The organism is Pseudomonas oryzagri, from assembly GCF_020831405.1.
Taxonomy (GTDB): domain Bacteria; phylum Pseudomonadota; class Gammaproteobacteria; order Pseudomonadales; family Pseudomonadaceae; genus Geopseudomonas; species Geopseudomonas oryzagri.
On record NZ_JAJHPU010000003.1, the window covers coordinates 36,619 to 57,572 of the forward strand.

Annotated in this window: 27 protein-coding genes, 1 other RNA gene and 1 pseudogene; 18 read left to right on the forward strand and 11 right to left on the reverse strand. The window is 67.9% G+C overall.

The genetic code is table 11. The features are described from left to right. Positions 1 to 21: 21 nt before the first annotated feature. The 5 genes from LMJ29_RS00945 to folM form a co-directional block, all read right to left on the reverse strand. Complete coding sequence (locus LMJ29_RS00945; RefSeq protein ID WP_229603035.1) at positions 22 to 363, reverse strand: HopJ type III effector protein; 342 nt, start codon at positions 361 to 363, stop codon at positions 22 to 24. Then, a complete protein-coding gene (locus tag LMJ29_RS00950; protein ID WP_229603038.1) occupies positions 360 to 653 on the reverse strand; it encodes a DUF1244 domain-containing protein in 294 nt (97 codons plus the stop codon). The genes LMJ29_RS00945 and LMJ29_RS00950 overlap by 4 nt, the downstream gene beginning before the upstream one ends. A gap of 91 nt (positions 654 to 744) precedes the next feature. After that, positions 745 to 1,116, reverse strand: coding sequence for a dihydroneopterin triphosphate 2'-epimerase (gene folX / locus LMJ29_RS00955; protein ID WP_229603041.1), 372 nt, complete (start codon positions 1,114 to 1,116; stop codon positions 745 to 747). Continuing rightward, positions 1,117 to 1,686, reverse strand: a complete 570-nt coding sequence (folE, locus tag LMJ29_RS00960) for a GTP cyclohydrolase I FolE (protein ID WP_229603044.1) — start codon at positions 1,684 to 1,686, stop codon at positions 1,117 to 1,119. 31 nt (positions 1,687 to 1,717) lie between these two features. Continuing rightward, positions 1,718 to 2,431, reverse strand: coding sequence for a dihydromonapterin reductase (gene folM / locus LMJ29_RS00965; protein WP_229603047.1), 714 nt, complete (start codon positions 2,429 to 2,431; stop codon positions 1,718 to 1,720). Positions 2,432 to 2,719: 288 nt separating this feature from the next. Here folM and LMJ29_RS00970 point away from each other — a divergent pair, with 288 nt between their 5' ends. The 15 genes and pseudogenes from LMJ29_RS00970 to LMJ29_RS01040 all read left to right on the forward strand — a co-directional run bounded on the left by LMJ29_RS00970 (position 2,720) and on the right by LMJ29_RS01040 (position 13,953). Next, positions 2,720 to 3,670, forward strand: coding sequence for a MerR family transcriptional regulator (locus LMJ29_RS00970; protein ID WP_229603050.1), 951 nt, complete (start codon positions 2,720 to 2,722; stop codon positions 3,668 to 3,670). An 85-nt stretch (positions 3,671 to 3,755) separates the two neighbouring features. Further along, positions 3,756 to 4,214 (forward strand): flavodoxin domain-containing protein, encoded by a 459-nt coding sequence (locus LMJ29_RS00975; protein WP_229603371.1) that lies wholly within the window; start codon positions 3,756 to 3,758, stop codon positions 4,212 to 4,214. Between the two features lie 202 nt (positions 4,215 to 4,416). Then, positions 4,417 to 5,439, forward strand: coding sequence for a Glu/Leu/Phe/Val dehydrogenase family protein (locus LMJ29_RS00980; protein ID WP_229603053.1), 1,023 nt, complete (start codon positions 4,417 to 4,419; stop codon positions 5,437 to 5,439). A gap of 71 nt (positions 5,440 to 5,510) precedes the next feature. After that, the gene (gene pdhA, locus LMJ29_RS00985) at positions 5,511 to 6,608 is read left to right on the forward strand and encodes a pyruvate dehydrogenase (acetyl-transferring) E1 component subunit alpha (protein WP_229603055.1); all 1,098 of its coding nucleotides are present in this window, start codon (positions 5,511 to 5,513) and stop codon (positions 6,606 to 6,608) included. Further along, the gene (locus LMJ29_RS00990) at positions 6,601 to 7,587 is read left to right on the forward strand and encodes an alpha-ketoacid dehydrogenase subunit beta (protein ID WP_229603057.1); all 987 of its coding nucleotides are present in this window, start codon (positions 6,601 to 6,603) and stop codon (positions 7,585 to 7,587) included. Before pdhA ends, LMJ29_RS00990 begins: the two co-directional genes overlap by 8 nt. 140 nt (positions 7,588 to 7,727) lie before the next feature. Continuing rightward, a complete protein-coding gene (locus tag LMJ29_RS00995) occupies positions 7,728 to 8,840 on the forward strand; it encodes a dihydrolipoamide acetyltransferase family protein (protein ID WP_229603059.1) in 1,113 nt (370 codons plus the stop codon). Positions 8,841 to 8,983: 143 nt separating this feature from the next. Beyond that, a pseudogene (gene mobA / locus LMJ29_RS01000) lies at positions 8,984 to 9,559 on the forward strand (molybdenum cofactor guanylyltransferase MobA); the annotation flags it as partial. Positions 9,560 to 9,670: 111 nt separating this feature from the next. Then, entirely contained in the window at positions 9,671 to 10,144 is a 474-nt protein-coding gene (gene moaC / locus LMJ29_RS01005; RefSeq protein WP_229603373.1) for a cyclic pyranopterin monophosphate synthase MoaC, read from the forward strand. Beyond that, positions 10,144 to 10,392 (forward strand): MoaD/ThiS family protein, encoded by a 249-nt coding sequence (locus tag LMJ29_RS01010; RefSeq protein ID WP_229603062.1) that lies wholly within the window; start codon positions 10,144 to 10,146, stop codon positions 10,390 to 10,392. Before moaC ends, LMJ29_RS01010 begins: the two co-directional genes overlap by 1 nt. A gap of 1 nt (position 10,393) precedes the next feature. After that, on the forward strand, positions 10,394 to 10,843 hold the full coding sequence (gene moaE / locus LMJ29_RS01015) for a molybdopterin synthase catalytic subunit MoaE (RefSeq protein WP_229603065.1): 450 nt from the start codon (positions 10,394 to 10,396) through the stop codon (positions 10,841 to 10,843). A 231-nt stretch (positions 10,844 to 11,074) separates the two neighbouring features. Next, positions 11,075 to 12,058, forward strand: a complete 984-nt coding sequence (gene moaA, locus LMJ29_RS01020; protein ID WP_377656149.1) for a GTP 3',8-cyclase MoaA — start codon at positions 11,075 to 11,077, stop codon at positions 12,056 to 12,058. A 119-nt stretch (positions 12,059 to 12,177) separates the two neighbouring features. Next, complete coding sequence (locus LMJ29_RS01025) at positions 12,178 to 12,522, forward strand: ArsR/SmtB family transcription factor (protein WP_229603071.1); 345 nt, start codon at positions 12,178 to 12,180, stop codon at positions 12,520 to 12,522. Between the two features lie 146 nt (positions 12,523 to 12,668). Beyond that, the gene (locus LMJ29_RS01030; RefSeq protein ID WP_229603074.1) at positions 12,669 to 13,133 is read left to right on the forward strand and encodes a hypothetical protein; all 465 of its coding nucleotides are present in this window, start codon (positions 12,669 to 12,671) and stop codon (positions 13,131 to 13,133) included. A gap of 33 nt (positions 13,134 to 13,166) precedes the next feature. After that, positions 13,167 to 13,601 carry a YqaA family protein gene (locus tag LMJ29_RS01035; RefSeq protein ID WP_229603077.1) on the forward strand — a complete coding sequence of 145 codons (435 nt, stop codon included), beginning with the start codon at positions 13,167 to 13,169 and terminating at the stop codon, positions 13,599 to 13,601. A gap of 94 nt (positions 13,602 to 13,695) precedes the next feature. Further along, positions 13,696 to 13,953 (forward strand): DUF2789 domain-containing protein, encoded by a 258-nt coding sequence (locus LMJ29_RS01040; protein WP_229603080.1) that lies wholly within the window; start codon positions 13,696 to 13,698, stop codon positions 13,951 to 13,953. Positions 13,954 to 14,012: 59 nt separating this feature from the next. Here LMJ29_RS01040 and ahpF read toward each other — a convergent pair whose 3' ends face one another. Together ahpF and ahpC are read right to left on the reverse strand one after the other, a co-directional pair. Further along, the gene (ahpF, locus tag LMJ29_RS01045; RefSeq protein WP_229603083.1) at positions 14,013 to 15,569 is read right to left on the reverse strand and encodes an alkyl hydroperoxide reductase subunit F; all 1,557 of its coding nucleotides are present in this window, start codon (positions 15,567 to 15,569) and stop codon (positions 14,013 to 14,015) included. Positions 15,570 to 15,686: 117 nt separating this feature from the next. Further along, positions 15,687 to 16,250, reverse strand: coding sequence for an alkyl hydroperoxide reductase subunit C (ahpC, locus tag LMJ29_RS01050; RefSeq protein ID WP_229603087.1), 564 nt, complete (start codon positions 16,248 to 16,250; stop codon positions 15,687 to 15,689). Between the two features lie 228 nt (positions 16,251 to 16,478). On the opposite strand from ahpC, the gene ssrA reads away from it, so the two are divergent. Continuing rightward, positions 16,479 to 16,835: a transfer-messenger RNA gene (gene ssrA, locus LMJ29_RS01055) on the forward strand. Positions 16,836 to 16,953: 118 nt separating this feature from the next. Here ssrA and LMJ29_RS01060 read toward each other — a convergent pair. Continuing rightward, entirely contained in the window at positions 16,954 to 17,403 is a 450-nt protein-coding gene (locus LMJ29_RS01060) for a bacteriohemerythrin (RefSeq protein ID WP_229603089.1), read from the reverse strand. 312 nt (positions 17,404 to 17,715) lie between these two features. Here LMJ29_RS01060 and LMJ29_RS01065 point away from each other — a divergent pair, with 312 nt between their 5' ends. Continuing rightward, on the forward strand, positions 17,716 to 18,216 hold the full coding sequence (locus tag LMJ29_RS01065) for an LEA type 2 family protein (RefSeq protein WP_377656075.1): 501 nt from the start codon (positions 17,716 to 17,718) through the stop codon (positions 18,214 to 18,216). Positions 18,217 to 18,225: 9 nt separating this feature from the next. Here the strand turns inward: LMJ29_RS01065 and LMJ29_RS01070 are convergent, their stop codons facing one another. Next, positions 18,226 to 18,417, reverse strand: coding sequence for a hypothetical protein (locus LMJ29_RS01070; RefSeq protein ID WP_229603091.1), 192 nt, complete (start codon positions 18,415 to 18,417; stop codon positions 18,226 to 18,228). An 80-nt stretch (positions 18,418 to 18,497) separates the two neighbouring features. Continuing rightward, positions 18,498 to 19,133 (reverse strand): TetR family transcriptional regulator, encoded by a 636-nt coding sequence (locus LMJ29_RS01075; RefSeq protein WP_229603093.1) that lies wholly within the window; start codon positions 19,131 to 19,133, stop codon positions 18,498 to 18,500. A gap of 147 nt (positions 19,134 to 19,280) precedes the next feature. Here LMJ29_RS01075 and LMJ29_RS01080 point away from each other — a divergent pair, with 147 nt between their 5' ends. Continuing rightward, positions 19,281 to 20,483: a multidrug effflux MFS transporter gene (locus tag LMJ29_RS01080; RefSeq protein ID WP_229603095.1), complete on the forward strand. Its 1,203-nt coding sequence runs from the start codon at positions 19,281 to 19,283 to the stop codon at positions 20,481 to 20,483. 90 nt (positions 20,484 to 20,573) lie between these two features. Here the strand turns inward: LMJ29_RS01080 and rpsT are convergent, their stop codons facing one another. Continuing rightward, a complete protein-coding gene (gene rpsT, locus LMJ29_RS01085) occupies positions 20,574 to 20,843 on the reverse strand; it encodes a 30S ribosomal protein S20 (RefSeq protein ID WP_090211787.1) in 270 nt (89 codons plus the stop codon). Positions 20,844 to 20,954: the final 111 nt, after the last annotated feature.

Below are 20,954 nucleotides of genomic sequence, written 5' to 3' on the forward strand. Positions count from 1 at the left end.
GCCCGGCATCGGCGCCAAGGCTCAGGCCTTGCGGGTGAGCGGCAGCGCGGCGAAGCGCACGCCGGAAAGGCCCGAGGCCTGCAGGGCGCGGATATTGCCGTGGTCGCTGCCCGCCGGGGTGGCCAGCACGCTGCGGTAGTGCTCGCCGAAGGCCAGCAGGGTTTCCTCGACCGACAGACCTTCGAGCAGGGCGAGGCCGAGCAGCTTGCAGGAGCCCTCGTTCTGCCCGGCGGCGTTCTCCACGCCGCCGTTGACGAAGGCCTGCGGCTGGTAGTCGTAGTGGGCGGCGATGAACGCCAGGGTGTCGGCGAACGCGTGGTCGTCGCGGCGCAGGGCGGCGCGGAAGTCGGTCAGTGCGGTCATTTCTTGCTCGCTTGGTCGAAGGCGGCCAGCTGTTCCGGCGTGGCCTCTTTTTGGAATCGGGCTTTCCACTCGGCGTAGGGCATGCCGTAGATGGTGTCGCGCGCCGCATCGGCGGACAGTTCGATGCCGCGCTCGTCAGCGGCGGCCTTGTACCACTTGCCCAGACAGTTGCGGCAGAAGCCGGCGAGGTTCATCAGCTCGATGTTCTGCACGTCGCTGCGCTCGCTCAGGTGCTGGAGCAGGCGGCGGAAGGCGGCGGCTTCCAGTTCGGTGCGCTGTTGTTCGGTCATGGCTCGTTCTCGCGCGGTCGGGGGAGGGGCGATCATAAAAGCCGCGGCCGCAGCGGACAACGTCGGTGCGGCCGGGGGGACGGTCGGTTTTTCAGCGGTGGCCGGTGAGGGTGATCGACACCGACTCGGCGAAGCGCAGGGCGTGCGGCTTGTCGACTTCGACCTCGGCGTAGCGCACCTGCGGATGGGCCATCACCAGGTCGAGGATCTCCTGGGTGAGCCGCTCGAGCAGGGCGAAGCGGTTTTCCTCGACATGGCGGATGATCGCCTTGGTGATCGTGCGGTAGTTCAGCGCCTGATCGATGTCGTTGCCCTGCACGGCCTGATGGGCCGGGTAGAGGATGGTCAGGTTGATCAGCACGTCCTGCTTGTTGAGGATTTCCTCCTCCTTGATGCCGATGTAGGTGCGCAGGCGCAGCTCCTTGACGCGGATGCGCGCCATGCCGGGCTCCAGTCGTGGCATTTACTTGCTCCGTCCGATCAGCTGCAGGAATTCCTGGCGGGTGTTCACCGACTGGCGGAAGGCGCCGAGCATCACCGAGGTGTTCATCACCGAGTTCTGCTTCTCCACCCCGCGCATCATCATGCACATGTGCTGCGCCTCGATCACCACGGCCACGCCGGCGGCGTTGGTGACGCGCTGGATCGCCTCGGCGATCTGCCGCGTGAGGTTCTCCTGGATCTGCAGGCGGCGGGCGTACATGTCGACGATGCGCGCCACCTTGGACAGGCCGAGCACCTGGCCGGTGGGGATGTAGGCGACGTGGGCCTTGCCGATGAAGGGCAGCAGGTGGTGCTCGCACAGCGAGTACAGCTCGACGTCGCGGACGATCACCATCTCGTCGTTGTCGGAGGCGAACAGCGCGCCGTTGACGATCTCTTCGAGGGTCTGCTGGTAGCCGCGACACAGGTACTGCATGGCCTTGGCGGCGCGTTCGGGGGTGTCGCGCAGGCCTTCGCGCTGCGGGTCCTCGCCGAGGCCGAGGAGGATTTCGCGGTAATGCTCGGTGATTTGCGACAGTTGATCGCTCATGTCGGGGTCCTCGTGGCGGCGCGCGCCGGCTTCACTTGCCGAGGTGGCGGCCGCCGTTGACGCACAGGCTGGTGCCGGTGACGTAGGGGTTGTCCAGAAGATAGCGCAGACTCTGGTAGATGACTTCCGGTCCGGGCTCGATGCCCAGCGCCGACTTGGCCAGGGCCTTGGCGCGGTAGGCGGCGTCGTCGTGGTCATGGAACATGACCAGCGCCGGAGCGATGGCATTGACCTTGATGCGCGGGGCGAATTGGGCGGCGAAGGACAGGGTCAGGTTTTCCAGACCGGCCTTGCTGGCGCAATAGGCTACACGATTGGTGCTGCCGCGACGGGCCACGTCGTCGGTGATATGCACGATGTCTGCCAGTTCGCAGCGTTCGAGCAGTTCGCGGCAGCGCAGGTTGATCAGGTAGGGCGCCAGCATGTGCACATTGACCATGCGCGCGAAGGCCTCGGCCTCGTGGCCAGGCTCCTCGCGCAGCCAGTCCGAGGCGTTGTGCACGATGGCGCGCAGGCGGTCGGTGTGGCTGTGCAGCAGGTCGATGAAGGCGAGGATGCCGGCCTCGCTGGAGAAGTCCGCCGGCAGGGTCAGTGCGCCGCGCCGGCGCAGTTCGTCGAGCGCCGGGCGTTCGCTGCGGTAGCTGACGATCAGCGGCTGGCCCGCGTCGAGCAGCCGCTGCGCGCAGTGCAACCCGACTCGCTGGCTGGCGCCGGTGATCAGGATGGGAGCGGCGGACTGACTCATGCGTGCCTCGTGGAAAAAGGGTGGTTCAGCGGCAAGGCCGCCGGGTACCTGACAAGTGCGGGACGGGTTACCGGCTGAACCGTCGGCAACACTAGCGCAAGGGTCGCTTGCTGTACAAGCTCGCCAACGAGACCGTGTGCGGTCAGCGGCTGGCAGGCGCTGGCACGTGTCATCCGGGGCAGTGCCTTGTACCGTGATGTATTTCCTGTACAGCTCTTGTCGAATCCGTGCGGTGCAAAAGTCTGGGCTACAATCCCGGCTAATCGTCCTCCTGAGCGGTCCCAGGCCATGCCCGAGCTTCCCGTCGTCATTGCCAGCCCTGCGCCGCTGTCCTCTGCGGACGAGCTGTATCCGATCCGCGAGGTGGCGCGGCTCACCGGCGTCAATCCGGTCACCCTGCGGGCTTGGGAGCGGCGCTACGGCTTGCTCCAGCCGCTGCGCACCGACAGCGGACACCGCCTGTACTCGCCGGCCGACATCGACGCCGTGCGCAACATCCTGGCGTGGATCGAGCGCGGAGTGGCGGTCAGCAAGGTCGGCCAGCTGTTGGCGCGCAGTGTGCCGCAGCGCGTCGATACCAGCGGCGGCATGGGGGAGGTCGCTGGCGAGTGGCGCGAATGGCAGCTGCGCCTGCGCCGCGCGGTCGCCACCTTCGACGCGCCGCGCCTGGAGCGCCTGTATGGCCAGGTGTTCTCCGCCTATCCGCTGGCCACCGCCTTCCAGGAAGTACTGCTGCCCGTATGGCAGGAACTGCTGCTGCGCCAGGACGGCTTCGGCCAGGCCAGCGAGTGGCTGTTCCTCGACACCTTCCTGCGCGGTCGGGTGCTGCAGCGCCTGCATCTGATCGGCGGCCAAAGCGACGAGCGCGTGCTGCTGGCGCCGTTGCCCGGGCGCTGCCACGAACTGGAGCTGCTGGTCACCGCGCTGCTGCTGGCCGGCAACGAGCTGGCGGTGAGTCTGCTGGGGCCCGGCCAGCCGTTCGACGAGTTGCCGCTGGTCTGCGAGAAGGTCCGGCCGCGAGCGCTGGTGCTGTTCTCCAACTGTGCGCCGGACGGCGAGCTGCGGCGCCGCTTGACGCGGCTGGACCAGGCGCTGAACTGCCCGTTGGCGCTGGCTGGCGACGTCTCCGAGCTGGCCGAGGAGTCCCTGGTCGGTACCCCGGTGGCGTGCCTGGGCGGCGAGGCGCGGCTGTGGCAACGGCGCCTGCGACAGTTCCTCGGCGGCCAGCTGGATATCTGATCGGGCGCTGCGCGCGGGGAGGAGGGCGGCGGCGATTTGGCGCATAATTGCCGCTTTTGCCAAGTTGCCTACGGGGGCTGTCATGCTGGAAGTCGCAATTCTCTCGGGTACTGTCTACGGCACCGCCGAGGAGGTGGCCCGTCACGCCGAGCAGCTGCTGCGCGATGCCGGCCTCGAGGCCCGCCACCTGCCGCGCATCGAGCCCGAGGCGCTGCTGGCGCTCGATCCGCAGGCGCTGCTGGTGGTGACCGCGACCACCGGCGCGGGCGAGACGCCGGATGCCCTGCAGAGCCTGCTCGACGAGATCGTCGCCAGCCAGCCCGATTGGCGCGGCCGGCCGCTGGCGGTGATCGGCCTGGGCGATACGGCCTACGGCGAGGACTTCTGCGCCGCCGCACTGCAGGCGCACATGCGGCTGCTGGCGCTGGGCATGCGCGACCTGCAGTCGCAGCTGCAGCTGGACGCCAGCGAAACGGTGACCCCGGAGGAGGATGCCGAGCCCTGGCTGGCGCGGCTGGCGGAGCGCCTGCTGGCGGTACGCTGACCTATCCTTCGTCGGGGGTACAGGCGCCCCGGCGCCGGCTATACTCACAAAAAACAAGAAGCGTCGCGTGGGCATCGTACCTGCGCAGGGGCGCGTGCAGGCGGTGTGCCGCAGCGGTCAGGGGGTGACCGGAGCGGTGCAGTGGCCGTTGGGATTGCCCTGTCGACGACGCCCGTCCATCGACCTGTCAGGAGTACGTCTCATGTTCGCCACCATGGAAGCCGTGCGCGTCGAAGAGCTCCATCTGGCTTGCGACCCGCAAACCGGCCTGCACGCAATCATCGCCATCCACAACACCAACCTCGGTCCGGCCCTCGGCGGCTGTCGCTACCTGCCCTATCCCGACGTGGCGAGCGCCGCGCGCGACGCCGCGCTGCTGGCCCGCGGCATGAGCTACAAGGCGGCGCTGGCCGGCCTGGCCCAGGGCGGCGGCAAGGCGGTGATCATCCGCCCCCCGCATCCGACCAGCCGTGCCGCCCTGTTCGAGGCCTTCGGCCGCTTCATCGACAAGCTCGGCGGTCGCTACATCACCGCCGTCGACAGCGGCACCTCGGGCGTCGACATGGACTGCATCGCCCAGCACACCGACCACGTCACCAGCACCACGGCCGGCGGCGATCCCTCGCCGCACACCGCCCTCGGCGTGCTCGCCGGCATTCGCGCCACCGCCAAGGCGCGCCTGGGCAGCGACAGTCTGGAAGGGGTGTGCGTCGCCGTGCAGGGCCTCGGCCACGTCGGCTTCGCCCTCGCCGAACACCTGGCCGCCGCCGGCGCGCGGCTGATCGTCAGCGATATCGACGAGGGTCGCCTGGAGCTGGCGGTCGAGCAGTTCGGCGCCCAGCCGGTGATCGCCGACGCGCTGCTGTCCATGCCCTGCGACATCCTCGCCCCCTGTGGTCTGGGCGGAGTGATCAATCCGCAGAGCCTAGGCAAGCTGCGCTGCGCCGCGGTGGCCGGCGCCGCCAACAACCAGCTGGAGAGCCCGGAGATGGGCGACGAGCTGGCGGCGCGCGGCATCCTCTATGCCCCCGACTACGTGATCAACTCCGGCGGCCTGATCTTCGTCGCCCTGCAGCACCAGGGACGCCGCCACGCCGAGATCACCGCCCACCTGGCGAAGATCGGCCACCGGCTGGAGGAAATCTACGCCGAGGCCCTGGCCGAGCAGCGCTCGCCGGCGAGGGTCGCCGACAGCCTGGCCGAGCGCCTCATCTACGGTTCCTGAGTCGTCGCTCCCGGCCCGCGGCCAACCGCCGCGGGCCGTCCACGCACCTACCCGGTGTCAAGGAGGAAGCCATGCCGCACTCACGTATCGACCTGCCGTACACCCGTTATCTGGACCCCGAGGGCCGTCCGCTGGGCCCGCTCCCCGACTGGGTCGAGGACAGCACGCACGTGGTCGGGCTGTACCGCGCCATGCAGCGCACCCGCCTGTTCGACCAGAAGGTCATCGCCCTGCAGCGCACCGGCCGCATCGGCACCTACGCTTCCAGCCTCGGCCAGGAGGCGGTGGGCGCGGCGATCGGCACCCTGCTGCGCGCCGACGATGTCTTTCTGCCCTACTACCGCGACAGTGCCGCCCAGCTGCTGCGCGGGGTGAGCATGACCGAGATGCTGTTCTACTGGGGCGGCGACGAGCGCGGCAGTCGCTTCCAGGCACCGCAGGCGCACGCCGACTTCCCGCTGTGCGTCCCCATCGCTACCCAGGCCCTGCACGCCTGCGGCGTGGCCACCGCGTTCAAGATCCGCGGCGAGGCGCGGGTGGCGCTGGTCACCTGCGGCGACGGCGCCACCAGCAAGGGCGACTTCCTCGAGGCGCTCAACGTCGCTGGCACCTGGCAGCTGCCGGTGGTCTTCGTGGTCAACAACAACCAGTGGGCCATCTCGGTGCCGCGGCGCATCCAGTGCGGCGCGCCGACCCTGGCGCAGAAGGCGATCGGTGGCGGCTTCCCCGGCGAGCAGGTGGACGGCAACGACGCCATCGCGGTGGTCGAGCGCCTGCGCCTGGCCATCGATCGCGCCCGCCACGGCAAGGGGCCGACGGTACTGGAGTGCATCACCTACCGGCTGTGCGACCACACCACGGCCGACGACGCCACCCGCTATCGCAGTGCCGAGGAAGTCAACCAGGCCTGGCAGGAAGAGCCCATCAAGCGCCTGCAGAAGTTCCTGGTCGAGCGCGGCTGGTGGGACGAGAAGCGCGAGCAGGCGCTGGTGGCCGACTGCCAGGCGGAGCTGCAGCAGGCCATCGACGCCTACGAGGCGACCCCGGCGCAGGATCCCCAGGAGGTGTTCGAACACCTCTACGCCAGCTGGCCGGCGGCGCTGGCCGAGCAGCGCGAGCAGTTCGCCGAGCGCATCGCCCGCCGCGAGGGAGGAGCCGATCATGAATGATAAGAAGTACACCCTGCTCGAGGCGGTCAACCTGGCCCTGCACCGTGCCATGCACGAGGACGACGACGTGGTGGTGCTCGGCGAGGACATCGGCGTCAACGGCGGCGTGTTCCGCGCCACCCTCGGTCTGCGCGACGCCTTCGGCTTCAAGCGGGTGATCGACACGCCGCTGGCCGAGAACATGATCGCCGGCCTGTCCATCGGCATGGCCGCCCAGGGCCTCAAGCCGGTGATGGAGATCCAGTTCCTCGGCTTCATCTATCCCGCCATGGATCAGCTGGTCTGCCACGCCGCGCGCCTGCGCAACCGCACCCGCGGCCGGCTGGCCTGCCCGCTGGTGGTGCGCTCGCCGATGGGCGCCGGCATCCGCGCTCCTGAGCACCACAGCGAGGCCGTCGAGGCGCTGTTCGCCCACATCCCCGGCCTGCGCGTGGTGATCCCGTCGTCGCCGGCGCGCGCCTACGGCCTGTTGCTGGCGGCCATCGACGACCCCGACCCGGTGATCTTCCTCGAGCCGACCCGCCTGTACCGGATGAACCCGCAGCCGCTGGAGGACGATGGGCGCCGCCTGCCGCTGGACAGCTGCTTCACCCTGCGTGAAGGCAGCGATCTTACCCTGGTCAGCTGGGGCGCCAGCGTGCACGAGACCCTGCAGGCCGCCGCCATGCTGGCCGAGCGCGGCATCAGCGCCGAGGTGATCGACGTCGCCAGCATCAAGCCGCTGGACCTCGACACCCTCGAGGCCTCGGTGCGCAAGACCGGGCGCTGCGTGATCGTCCACGAGGCGCCGAAGACCTGCGGGGTGGGCGCCGAGATCGCCGCCAGCCTGTACGAGCGCGCCCTGCTCGACCTCCACGCGCCGATCCAGCGCGTCACCGCGCCGGACATCCCGCCGCCGCTCTACCGCCTGGAGCCGTACTACCTGCCGGATGCCGGCGACATCCTGGCGGCCTGCGACGCGGTGTTGAACTACGCCTGAGAAACGGTAATCGCCAGGGTGGAGAACGCGCAGCGATTCTTCACCGCCATGCCTACCGGTGGACGAGGCGGTGCCTTGTCCGCCCTACGGTCGAACCCGCCCCGGCCGCCGCAGGCCGGAGAGAAACAGGGGAACAGAAGATGAAACACTTCAAGCTGCCCGACCTCGGCGAAGGCCTGCAGGAGGCGGAAATCGTCCAGTGGCACGTCAAGCCCGGCGACACCGTCAAGGCCGACCAGTTGCTGGTCTCGGTGGAGACCGCCAAGGCCATCGTCGACATCCCCGCCCCCTACGACGGCGTGGTGGCCAAGACCTACGGCGTCGAGGGCGACATCCTCCACGTCGGCGAGCCGCTGCTCGCCTACGAGGGCGAGGGCGAGGACACCGGTACGGTGGTCGGCAAGCTGGAAGCCGGCGAGGGCGGGGCGGGCGACAGCTTCTTCGTCGGCGCCGCGCCCTCGACCCGCGAGCACCTGGCGCCGCGCGCCACTCCGGCGGTGCGCCAGCTGGCCCGCCAGCTCGGCGTCGAACTGGCCGGGCTGAGCGGCAGCGGCGCCGACGGCCTGATCACCCGCGCCGATGTCGAGGCGGCAGCCGAGAGCGTGCGCACCAGCTTCGGCGGCGAGCGCCTGCGCGGCGTGCGGCGCAGCATGGCGCTGAACATGGCCCGCGCCCATGCCGAGGTGGTGCCGGTGATGCTGGTCGAGGACGCCGACCTCAGCCGCTGGCCGGAGGCGCGCGATCCGCTGGTACGCCTGGCCCAGGCCATCGCCGCCGCCTGCAAGGCCGAGCCGGGGCTCAACGTATGGTTCGACGGCAAGGCCATGGCGATCCGCCAGCACGACCACCTCGACCTGGGCATCGCCGTGGACACCCCGGACGGACTGTTCGTGCCGGTCCTCCACAACGTCGGCGGGCGCACCGCCGACGACCTGCGCGAGGGCATGCGGCGCATGCGCGAGGCGGTCAAGGCGCGTTCGATCCCGCCCAAGGACATGATGGGCGCGACCGTCACCCTGTCCAACTTCGGCACCCTGTTCGGTCGCTACGCCAGCCCCGTGGTGGTGCCGCCCCAGGTGGCGATCATCGGCGCGGGCAAGATCCGCGACGAGCCGGTGGCGGTCGCCGGCAAGGTCGAGGTGCATCCGATCATGCCGCTGTCGCTGACCTTCGATCACCGCGTGGTCACCGGCGGCGAAGCAGCGCGCTTCTTCAAGGTGCTGGTCACCGCGCTGGAACAGCCGGAAGGCTGAGCCGGCCGGCCGGTCGGTGCGCCGAGTCGCCGGGGAAAAGACGCTGCTGGTGCCGGTCCTGGTCGCAACCAGTGAACGCGTTGGCTGGCGGCGTGAGCCCGACCGTGTACCATCGTGGCAATACTTTAGTCTGGAGAGTCGCCATGTCCGCCGTCGTTGATCTGCCACCCTGTTCCGTGCTGCTGCTCGCCGGCGGGCGCGGGCGGCGCATGGGCGGGATGGACAAGGGGCTGGTGGAGTTCGCCGGGCGTCCGCTGATCGCCACCATGAGCGAGCGGGTGCAGCCGATCACCGACGACCTGATCATTTCCTGCAATCGCAACGCCGAGAGCTACGCACCCTGGGCCGACCGTCTGGTGACCGACGAAGGCGACGACTTTCCCGGTCCGCTGGCCGGCATCCGCGCCGGCCTCGCCGCGATGCGCCACGACTGGCTGCTGGTGCTGCCCTGCGATGCGCCGCAGATCGACGACGACCTGCTCTCGGCGATGCGCCACCAGGCGGCCTGCGACCCGCAGCGGCCGTTGATGCTACGTCGCGGCAACCAGCTCGAACCGCTGTTCTGCCTGATTCCGCGCAGCCTGCAGGGCGAGCTGGAACGCGCCTGGCAGGCCGGCGAGCGCAGTCCGCAGCGCTTTTTGGTGAATGCCGACGCCCAGGTGCTGGGCTGCGCCCAGGACGACCCGCGACTGGCCAACCTGAATACGCTCGAGGCGCTGATGGCCGCCGCACCCCGCCTTGCGCCCGGTGAGACTTCTGGGACGCAGGCGCAGAAGACTGGCATGCCCCTTGCTGATCCAGCCGCCCCGCTTTCATCCGGAGCCAGCGCCGTGCTGACCCACCTCGACGCCAAGGGCCATGCCAACATGGTCGACGTCACCGACAAGGCCACCACCGCCCGCGAGGCCAGCGCCGAGGCGCTGGTGCGCATGCAGCCGCATACCCTGGCGCTGATCGTCGGCGGCGGGCACCCCAAGGGCGACGTGTTCGCCGTGGCGCGGGTGGCCGGCATCATGGCGGCGAAGAAGACCCACGAATTGATCCCGCTGTGCCACCCGCTGCTGCTCACCGGTATCCGCGTCGAGCTGGAGCCGCTGGGCAGCGACGCCGTGCGCATCGTCGCGCGCTGCAAGCTGGCCGGGCAGACCGGCGTGGAGATGGAGGCGCTCACTGCCGCCAGCGTCACCGCGCTGACCCTCTACGACATGTGCAAGGCGGTGGACCGCGGCATGACCATCGAGCGCGTGCGGCTGCTGGAGAAGAGCGGCGGCAAGAGCGGCGACTATCGCGCGGAGGAGGCCTGATGATCGAGGTGCTCTATTTCGCCCGCTACCGCGAGGCGCTGGACTGCGAGGGCGAGCGCCTGCCGTGGTCGGCCGAGCTGGACAGCCTCGAGGCGCTGCGCGCCCGGCTGCTGGCGCGCGGCGGCGCCTGGCAGGTGCTGGCCGAGCAGAGCCTGATGTGCGCGCGCAACCAGGAGCTGTGCAGCCTCGCCGAGCCGCTCGCCGACGGCGACGAGGTGGCCTTCTTCCCGCCGGTGACCGGGGGCTGACATGGCGATTCGCGTCCAGCACGAGGCGTTCCGGCCCGGCGTCGAGCTCGAGGCGCTGCACGCCGCCAACGCCGGCATCGGCGCGGTGGTCGGCTTCGTCGGCTACGTGCGCGACTACAACGACGGCAATCCGGTGGCGGCGATGACCCTCGAGTACTATCCGGGGATGACCGAAAAGGCGCTCGCCGGCATCGTCGCCCAGGCGCACGCGCGCTGGTCGCTGCTCGGTGTGGAGATCGTCCACCGCGTCGGCCAACTGTTGCCGGGCGAGCCGATCGTTTTCGTCGGCACCGCCAGCGCCCACCGCCAGGCGGCCTTCGATGCCTGCAACTTCATCATGGATTACCTGAAGACCCGCGCGCCGTTCTGGAAGCGCGAGGACACGCCCGAGGGTGCGCACTGGGTCGACGGCCGCGACAGCGACCAGGCGGCGGCCCGGCGCTGGGAGTGAGTCGAGCGCCAGGTCGTGCATCGCAATGGTGCATCGATGGCTATGCAGGGCAGGGCATGCCGCATTTTGGTGCGGTTCGCGTCGTTGCTGGTGACGGTCGCCTGCAGGCGGCATGCTTAACTAGTCAGCGAGGGCGCCACTGCGTCCTTGCCGTCGCGCTGGTGCGCTCCTTGCATCCTGCGCGACCATCCGCCCCGCGGGCATGAGGAGCCACCCGAGATGAACGACGCCATGCTGCTGGACGGCCATGGTCGCAAGATCGACTACCTGCGCCTGTCGGTGACGGATCGCTGCGATTTTCGCTGTGTCTATTGCATGGCCGAGGACATGACCTTCCTGCCGCGCCAGCAGGTGCTCGGCTTCGAGGAGATCGTGCGCATCGCCCGGGTGTTCGTCGGCCTGGGCGTGAAGAAGATCCGCCTGACCGGCGGCGAGCCGCTGGTGCGCCGCGGCATCGTCGAGCTGTGCCAACAGATCGCCGAACTGCCCGGCCTGCGCGAGCTGGTGATGACCAGCAACGGCTCGCAGCTCGGCAAGCTCGCCCGTCCCCTGATCGAGGCCGGGGTCAAGCGCCTGAACATCAGCCTCGACAGTCTGGACCCCGGCAAATTCCGCGCGATCACCCGCACCGGCGAGCTGGCCCAGGTACTGGACGGCATCGAGGCGGCGCGCGCGGCGGGCTTCGCGCGGATCAAGCTCAACAGCGTGATCATGAAGGGCCGCAACGACGACGAGGTGCCAGCGCTGGTCGACTTCGCCGTGGCCCGCGGCCTGGACATCAGTTTCATCGAGGAGATGCCGCTGGGCCTGGTGGGGCGCGACCGCGGCGAGGCGTTCTGCTCCAGCGACGAGGTGCGCGCCCGCATCGCCGAGCGCTACAACCTGTTCGACAGTCCCGAACAGAGCGGTGGGCCGGCGCGCTACGTGCGCCTGGAGGGCCATCCGCAAACCCGCGTCGGTTTCATCTCCCCGCACTCGCACAACTTCTGCTCGAGCTGCAACCGTCTGCGCCTGACCGCCGAGGGGCGCTTGCTGCTATGTCTCGGCCACGAGAATTCCCTGGACCTGCGCGGCCTGGTGCGCCGCTATCCCGGCGAGGACCGCCCGTTGCGCGAGGCCATCGAGGCGGCGCTGCAGCGCAAGCCGCTGCGTCACGAGTTCGCCAGCAGCGGCGAGGTGCAGGTGCTGCGCTTCATGAACGCCACCGGCGGCTGAGCCACGTCCGTCCTTTTGGTGGATGGGTGCGACAGGCGCGCCCGTGACGCTGGTGGCCGCTTCGGGCGATACTGTCGCTCCGGCGCTCACCCTCCCGCGATCCAAGGAATCTTCCCGTCATGACCGAAGCCCAAGCCGACCTCGACATGCGCCTGATGCGTGCCGCCGCCGCCGAAGCCGCGGCCGTGCTGCGCACCCTCGGCAATCCGGATCGCCTGCTGCTGCTCTGCCAGTTGAGCCAGGGCGAGCTTTCGGTCGGCGAACTGGAGGAGATCCTCGGCCTGCGCCAGCCGAGCCTGTCTCAGCAGCTGGCGGTGCTGCGCAACGAGGGCCTGGTGCAGACCCGCCGCGACGGCAAGCGCATGTTCTACTCGATCGCCGAGCCGAGGATGGTGGTGCTGCTCGGCACCCTGTACCAGCTCTACTGCCCGCAGGCCCGGGAAGCGCTGGGCGGCGGTTTCTAGTCCTGCGCCAGCGCTGCCGCCTCGCCTGAAGGCGCCCGGCGACGATTTTCCGCCCGCAGCGCGGCGCGAGCCCTTACACTTGCATCACCCACGGGGCGCCTTATCGGTCGCCCCGTTTCGTTTGGGGTCGATTCAGCGAGGATTTCATGCAGGACAACGCTTCCGCGTCCATCGGTCAGGTGGGTTACGTTTCCATCGAGCAGCCGTTCGGCTTGCAGCCGCCCCAGGTGCATTGCCCGATCTGCGGCCAGCAGCAGTTCGTCGAGCAGGACGACGAGTATCTGGAAACCCCCTGCGAGCACCTGGCCTTCGTCTTCGGCGGCGAGGAGGACGAGTTCGTCTACGCATCGGCCGACTTCTCCGCACGCTTCGCGCGCTTCGATGCCGAACTGGACCTGCGCTTCCCGGAGGAGGCCCGTGTCGGCGAGGAGTACGAGGAGGCCAGCAGCTTCTATCGCGACCTGTTCCCGCGCCGCCTCGCCGACCTGGGCTACGGCGCCCATCTGCTGGCCCTGCGCATCACCTACGGCGGCATGGCCGAGGGCAGCCCGGTGTGGTTCAGCGATGTCTACGGCTTCGACTACTCCACCATTCGCGACGAGGAAGCGTAACCGGCTCTCCGTCCGCGGGGCCGCCACGCCACCATGCCCGATCTTCCCGTCTATTTCGGCCTGTTCTGCGCCGCCTTCGGAGCCGCCAGCCTGCTGCCGCTGCAGTCCGAGGCGCTGCTGGTCGGCCTGCTGCTCGCCGAGCATCCGGTGTTGACCCTGCTGGCGGTGGCGACCGCCGGCAACGTGCTCGGCTCGCTGCTCAACTGGCTCCTCGGCCTGTATATCGATCGCTTCCGTCACCGGCGCTGGTTTCCGGTGCGCGAACAGCACCTCGAACGTGCCCGTGGCTGGTACCTGCGCCACGGCCGCTGGTCGCTGCTGCTGAGTTGGCTACCGGTGGTCGGCGACCCCCTGACCGTGGTGGCCGGCGTGATGCGCGAGTCGGTGTGGGTGGTGCTGCTGTGCGTCACCCTGGCCAAGGGCGCGCGCTACGCCGTGTTGGCGGCGGTGACCCTGGGCGTGAGCTGAGCGGCGCGCCGGCCGTTGTCTGCTGCAGGCTCGGCCGGGCTGGACAATACTTGGGGCTGTCCCCAATCACGCGCAAGTATTGCCGGAGGATTCCATGGAGCAGCCGATCCATCCCTTCCATAAGTTGTTCGAGCAACTGGGCCTGCCCAATGACAACGACTCGATCAAGGCCTTCATCGCGCGCCACGCACCGTTGCCTGAAGATGTGAAGCTCGCCGATGCGAGCTTCTGGACGCCGGCGCAGGCGGCCTTCCTGCGCGAGGAAATCCTCGAGGACGCCGACTGGGCGGTAGTGGTCGACAACCTCAACGTGGCACTGCGCACCCCTCAGGACGCCGCATCCACCCCGTAGACGGCAGAACGCCGCACCCTCCGGCAGGACGGTGCGGCGCTCGTGGGACGGCAGCGTGCTCAGCCCTGGCGGATCAGGTGGTCGAAGGCGCTCAGCGAAGCCTTGGCCCCCTCGCCGACGGCGATGACGATCTGCTTGTACGGCACGGTGGTCACGTCGCCCGCGGCGAACACCCCCGGCACGCTGGTCTGGCCCCTGGCGTCGACCACGATCTCGCCGAAGCGGGTCAGCTCCACGGTGCCCTTGAGCCAGTCGCTGTTGGGCAGCAGGCCGATCTGCACGAAGATGCCCGCCAGCTCGACCCGATGCACCTCGTCGTTGTGGCGGTCCTGATAGATTAGGCCGGTGACCTTCTGGCCGTCGCCGGTCACCTCGGTGGTCTGCGCCAGGGTGATGATGGTCACGTTGGCCAGGCTGCGCAGCTTGCTCTGCAGCACCGCGTCGGCACGCAGCTGCTCGCCGAACTCCAGCAGGGTGACGTGCTCGACGATGCCGGCCAGGTCGATGGCCGCCTCGACCCCGGAGTTGCCGCCGCCGATCACCGCCACGCGCTTGCCCTTGAACAGCGGGCCGTCGCAGTGCGGGCAGTAGGCCACGCCGCGTCCGCGGTACTCCTGCTCGCCCGGCACGTTCATCTCGCGCCAGCGCGCGCCGGTGGCGAGGATCACCGTCTTGGCCTTGAGCTCACCGCCGTTGGCGAACTGCACGGTGTGCAGGCCGTCGCCGGTCTCGGCCGGGATCAGCGCGCTGGCGCGCTGCAGGTTGAGGATGTCGACCTCGTACTGGCGCACGTGCTCTTCTAGGGCGCGGGCCAGCTTCGGTCCTTCGGTCTCCTGCACCGAGATGAAGTTCTCGATCGCCAGGGTGTCGAGCACCTGGCCGCCGAAGCGCTCGGCGGCGACGCCGGTGCGGATGCCCTTGCGCGCGGCGTAGATGGCCGCCGCGGCGCCGGCCGGGCCGCCGCCGACCACCAGCACGTCGAAGGCGGTCTTGCCGTTGAGCTTCTCGGCCTCGCGCGCGCCGCTGCTGGTGTCCAGCTTGGCGAGGATCTCCTCGACGCCCATGCGGCCGCTACCGAACGGCTCGCCGTTGAGGTAGATGCTCGGCACCGCCATGATCTGCCGGGCCTCGACCTCGGCCTGGAACAGCGCGCCGTCGATGGCTACATGCTGGATATTGGGGTTGAGCACCGCCATCAGGTTCAGCGCCTGCACCACGTCCGGGCAGTTCTGGCAGGACAGCGAGAAGTAGGTTTCGAAGCGGAATTCGCCGGGCAGCGCCTGGATCTGGGCGATCACCTCGTCGGAGACCTTGGGCGGGTAGCCGCCGACCTGCAGCAGGGCGAGCACCAGCGAGGTGAACTCGTGGCCCATCGGCAGGCCGGCGAAGCGGATGCCGAGCTCCTGGCCGTCGCGGCGGAAGCTGAACGACGGCTTGCGGCTGTCGGTGCCGTCGGTGGCCAGGGCGATCTTGTCGCTCAGGCCGACGATGTCCTGGAGCAGGGCGAGCATCTCGGCGGCCTTGGCGCTGTCGTCCAGGGAGGCGACGATCTCGAACGGCTGGGTGACTTTCTCGAGGTAGGCCTGCAACTGGGTTTTCAGGTTGGCGTCCAGCATGGTGACGATATTCCTCTGCGAAATTCGGATATGAAAATGCCCGGGCGGATCGCACCCGGGCATTCGAGCGCAGGGGGCCGGGTTGCGACCCTCGCTGCGCGGCAACCCGGAGGTTGCTTAGATCTTGCCGACCAGGTCCAGGGACGGGGTCAGGGTCTCGGCGCCTTCCTTCCACTTGGCCGGGCAAACCTGGCCCGGGTGAGCGGCGGTGTACTGGGCGGCCTTCAGCTTGCGCAGGGTCTCGCTGACGTCGCGGGCGATCTCGTTGGAGTGGATCTCCAGGGTCTTGATCACGCCTTCCGGGTTGATGACGAAGGTGCCGCGCAGGGCCAGGCCTTCTTCCGGAATGTGCACGCCGAAGGCGTTGGTCAGCACGTGGGTCGGATCACCGATCAGCGGGAACTTGGCCTTGCCGACGGCCGGCGAGGTTTCGTGCCAGACCTTGTGGGAGAAGTGGGTGTCGGTGGTGACGATGTACACCTCGGCACCGGCCTGCTGGAATTCGGCGTAGTTTTCGGCGGCGTCTTCGATCTCGGTCGGGCAGTTGAAGGTGAAGGCTGCCGGCATGAAGATCAGTACCGACCACTTGCCTTTCAGGTCAGCTTCGGTGATCTCGATGAACTTGCCGTTGTGGAAAGCGTTGACCTTGAACGGTTGGACCTGGGTGTTGATGAGGGACATTCACTGAACTCCTTCAGGGTTGAAAGCTGGTTTACGGGAAGAATCCTACCCCGGTCAGCGGGGTAGGCGTAATTGATTGAGAGCATCAGCTCAATCGTTTCTATCTATGGCTTCCCGCTATGGCCCGCCCCCATGGCTGGCTGGCGGTCCGGGCTACTCTACCGCAGACTTGGCCGCAGGAAACCTTTGCCGTACACTGTGCGCTGACCTTGCAAGCAGAAGTACCCAGGGGCCGATCAGGATTCGACGCCGGTTACAAAACTTGAGGGGCATGCCGAGCTGGTAACAGAACTCGTAAATTCGCTGTTACAAATTCATAGTTGCCAACGACGACAACTACGCTCTGGCCGCCTAAGGGCGCCAGCAGACCCTAGGGGATGCCTGTAAACCCGAAGATTTGGTCTGTCAGATAGAACAGGATCGCCGCCAAGCACGCTGCAGGTGTAACGGCTAAAACTTATGCAGCTCGCTCCAAGCGCCCTGCCACTCGGGCCGCGCGGAGTTAACTCAGTAGAGATGGCTAAGCATGTAGAACCGATAGCGGAGAGCTGGCGGACGGGGGTTCAAATCCCCCCGGCTCCACCAATCCCTGACATAAAGCCCCGGAATCCGGGGCTTTATGCTTTCTGTGATGGCCATTTCCGGCTGCATTCCTCGACCCGGCGGAAACCCTGACGGTCGGGTGGGCGCTCGCCTGCATCTTTCAGCCAAAGAATTTGTTGATCATTCGCGCCACGAAACCGCCTTCCAGGTCGCGCTTGACGTAGTTGACGTAGTGTTTGTCTTCGCAGCGGATGTGGTTGGTCAGCCACAGGCCGATGTCGCCGCGCACTTCGCGGGCCAGGCGGATCGGGTCTTCGCCGTTGTCGAAGCGGGTGAGGTAGGCGTGCGCGCGCTCCTTGAAGCGCTCATGCACGTCGTGATGGGGCTGCAGCATCGGGTAGCCCGCCTTCTCCATCAGGCTCTCCTCGAAGGTATTGTGGGAGATGGCATAGTCGATGAGCGAACGGATGACCTTCTCGATCGGCTCGACGGAGCGCTGGGCGATGGCCTGGTCGATCTCCTTGAGATATTCGAAGATCCGCTTGTGTTGCTCGTCAATGATGTCGATACCCGTCTCGAAGTCGGCAGTCCAGCTGATTGCGATAGCCATGGTTCTTCCTCGTGCTGGCTTAGTGGTGTTGTCTGAAACCTGACAGTGCACGACAAAGCAAAAGCAAATCGAATGCCACTTGTTCGCGTGTGGTCTTTTTCCGGGCATGGCGAGCCTGGTCGAGCGCGCCTATGTGCGGTTCGTTTGCGCTGGGTCAGTCTAGACCATGGGTGTGACCATTTTGGGTGCAGGTGTGGCGTCGTCTGGAGTGGCCTCGGCCTTGCGCTGTGCACTGGTTGCGGGCAGGGCGGCCAGGAGGGAGTGATACTTGTGCCTGCCATGGGCTTGTCCGCCGCCCGAGAGGAGTGAGTCATGTCTGCCGTCGCCGTTCCGCTGCTCATCCGCTGTCTGCGACCGCTGCTGGCGGGCCTGCTGCTGCTTGCATTGACGGGCTGTGCCGCTTTGGGCGGGCGCGACCCGCTCAATATCCATGTGGTCGGTGCCGATCCCTTGCCGGGAGAGGGGCTGGAGATGCGCTTCGCTCTCAAGCTGCGCCTGCAGAATCCCAACGATGGCGCGCTGTCCTACGAGGGAGTGGCCGTAGAGCTGCGGGTCAACGAGCGGGCGCTGGCCAGCGGGGTCAGCGATCAGCATGGCAGCGTGCCGGGGTTTGGCGAGGTCTTGCTGGTGGTGCCGGTGAGCATCTCGGCCTTCGCGGCGCTGCATCAGGCGCTGGGGCTGGCGGAGCATGAACGGCTGGACCGCCTTCCCTATGTGCTGCGCGGCAAGCTGGGCGGGGCGCCCTTGGGCAGCGGGCGCTTCAGCGACAGCGGCACGCTCGATCTTCGTGCACTCGGCAGAGCGCCGCGCTGAGGTCGCACCTCAGCCGGCGAGATCCCAGACGCTGTCGTCCTGCAGTGCCCGGGTCGGGATGTAGCGAGGCTGACCGCTGACTTCCTCCAGTTCGGTGAGGCCGGCGAGCTCGCTGACGATGCGATAGCGCTTGCCGGCGGTCTTGTCCTTGAGCGGATAGAGCTCGGCGATCTGCTTGGCGAGTTCGGTGAGGGTCGACATGGCGCTGCTCCGTGAATCGATGGCAGCTATTTACCCTGCGCCGGTTACAGTCGTGCGAACGTCCCGTGCAAAGTCCTCGCTCAGTGCCTGGCAGGGCAGGACCAGTCGCGCACCAGGCCACACAGCAGGGCATCGATCATCAGCGGGGCGTCGTCCTTGGCATCGAACAGCCGCGGATCGCGCAGCCAGTCGCTGAACATGCCGATGATCAGGCCGTGCAGGGCGAGGGCGGCCAGGCGCGGCGACTGCCCGGGCCGCAGCCGCTGCTGGCGGTCCGCCTGGGCGAACAGTTGGGTGCACACTTCGATGAACTGATTGACGAAGGCCTCGTGGCGCTCCTGGGCATGGCGCAATTCGTCGGTGAATTCGCAGCGGTGCAGGAGGATGGTGAAGATCCGCCGCTTCTGCGGATTCTCCGCCAGGCTGGTCATGGCCTGGACGCACAGCTCGCGCAGGGTCAGCAGGGGATCGGGCACGCTGGAGGCGGCCAGCTGGGCGACCAGTTGCTCGGTGGGCAGGCGCACCTGTTCGAGCATGGCGTGGAACAGATGTGCCTTGTTCTCGAAGTGCCAGTAGAGCGCCCCGCGGGTCACCCCGGCGGCACGGGCGATCTGTTCGAGGGAGGTATGGGCCACGCCCTGTTCGAGAAACAGGCGTTCGGCGGCGGCGAGCAGTTCGCAGCGGGTCTGTTCGGCTTCTTCTTTGGTGCGGCGCATCTGGAATCTCGGCAGCGGAGGGCAATGTCGCAGGCAGCAGACAGGCTAATTATCGCGGACGTATTTACAAACGTGGGTGAATGTATCTAAAAATGACGGCGTAGTGGCGCACGTCCGGCGGCGCCTGATCCTGTCCGCGGAGTGACGATGTCCCTGCCCATCCTGCTGATCCTTGGCGCCTTGACGGCGTTCGCGCCGCTGGCGATCGACTTCTACCTGCCGGCCTTTCCGGCGCTGGCTCGCTTCTTTGCTACCGATGTAGAGCATGTGCAGCTCAGCCTGGCGGCCTATTTCGTCGGCCTGGCCGCCGGCCAGTTGCTCTACGGCCCGCTGGCCGACCGCTTCGGTCGGCGCCGGCCCCTGCAGTTCGGCATTGCCCTGTTCGCCCTGGCCTCGCTGGCTTGCAGCCTGGCGCCGAGTCTGGAATGGCTGGTGGTCGCGCGCTTCGTGCAGGCGTTGGGTGGATGTGCGGGGATGGTGGTTTCGAGGGCGGTGGTGCGCGATCTGTGCGATCCCGTCGCCTCGGCGCGGGTGTTCTCCCGCCTGGTACTGGTGATGGGGCTGGCGCCGATCCTGGCTCCCTTCGCTGGCGGCCTGCTGTTGGCGCATGTGGGCTGGCAGGCGATCTTCGTCAGCCTGGGGCTGTTCGCCGCGCTCTGTCTGTTGCTGGTCTGCCGCTATCTGCCGGAAACCCGCCCGCAGGACGCGCCTCCGGCGCCGTTGGCGGGAGCCCTGCTGCAATACCGGCTGCTGCTGGCCGATCGGGTGTTCCTCGGTCATGCACTGACCGGCGGTCTGTCGATTGCCGCGATGTTCGCCTACATCGCCGGCTCGCCGTTCGTGTTCATCGACCTCTACGGTGTGCCGGCGCAGCAGTACGGCTGGCTGTTCGGCAGCAACGCCGCCGGATTCATCCTGGTGGCCCAGTTCAATTCGCGCCTGCTGCGCCGGCGGGGGCCGGATTTCTGGGTGCCGCGCGCGGTGGCCTTCTATTTATGTGCCGCGCTGGCGCTGTTCGTCGTTGCCGCGTTGCAGCCGGCGGTGCTGTGGCCGCTGCTGCCGCCGCTGTTCGCTTGCATCGCGACCCTCGGCCTGGTGATGCCGAACACGTCGGCCTGCGCGATGGCCGGACAGGGCACGCATGCCGGCAGCGCCTCGGCGTTGCTCGGCAGCCTGCAGTTCGGCATCGCCGCGCTGGCGGCAGCATTGGTCGGTGCGTTGCACGATGGCACGGCGCGACCGATGGCGCTGGTCATGCTGGTCTGTGCCGCCGGTGCGACGCTGGTCGCCTGGCGTACCGCGCGCTGCCGGGCGGATGCCGCCGTCTCGCTGGGCAGGGAGGCGCAGTAGGGGAGGGATGGGGTCCCGCTGGCAAGGGGCGGGACTTTTCTGCGGGCAACAAAAAACCGGCCGCAGCCGGTTCTTTGTCGGAACAGAAGCTTAAGCCTGAGCGAGGGCCTTGATGTGGCCGTTCAGGCGGCTCTTGTGACGAGCAGCTTTGTTCTTGTGGATGATGCCCTTGTCGGCCATACGGTCGATCACCGGCACAGCCAGGGTGTAGGCGGTCTGAGCCTTGGCCAGGTCTTTGGCGTCGATAGCCTTGACTACGTTCTTGATGTAGGTACGCACCATCGAGCGCAGGCTGGCGTTGTGGCTGCGGCGCTTCTCAGCCTGTTTGGCACGTTTTTTGGCGGAGGGGGAGTTGGCCACCGTCGAGCTCCTCGAAAACTGGGGATACCAAGTAAATAAGGCCGCGAATCATGCCGATGCCGGTTGGCATTGTCAAGGGGCGTTGGCGGCCGCGGGGTGCTGGTCGGACGG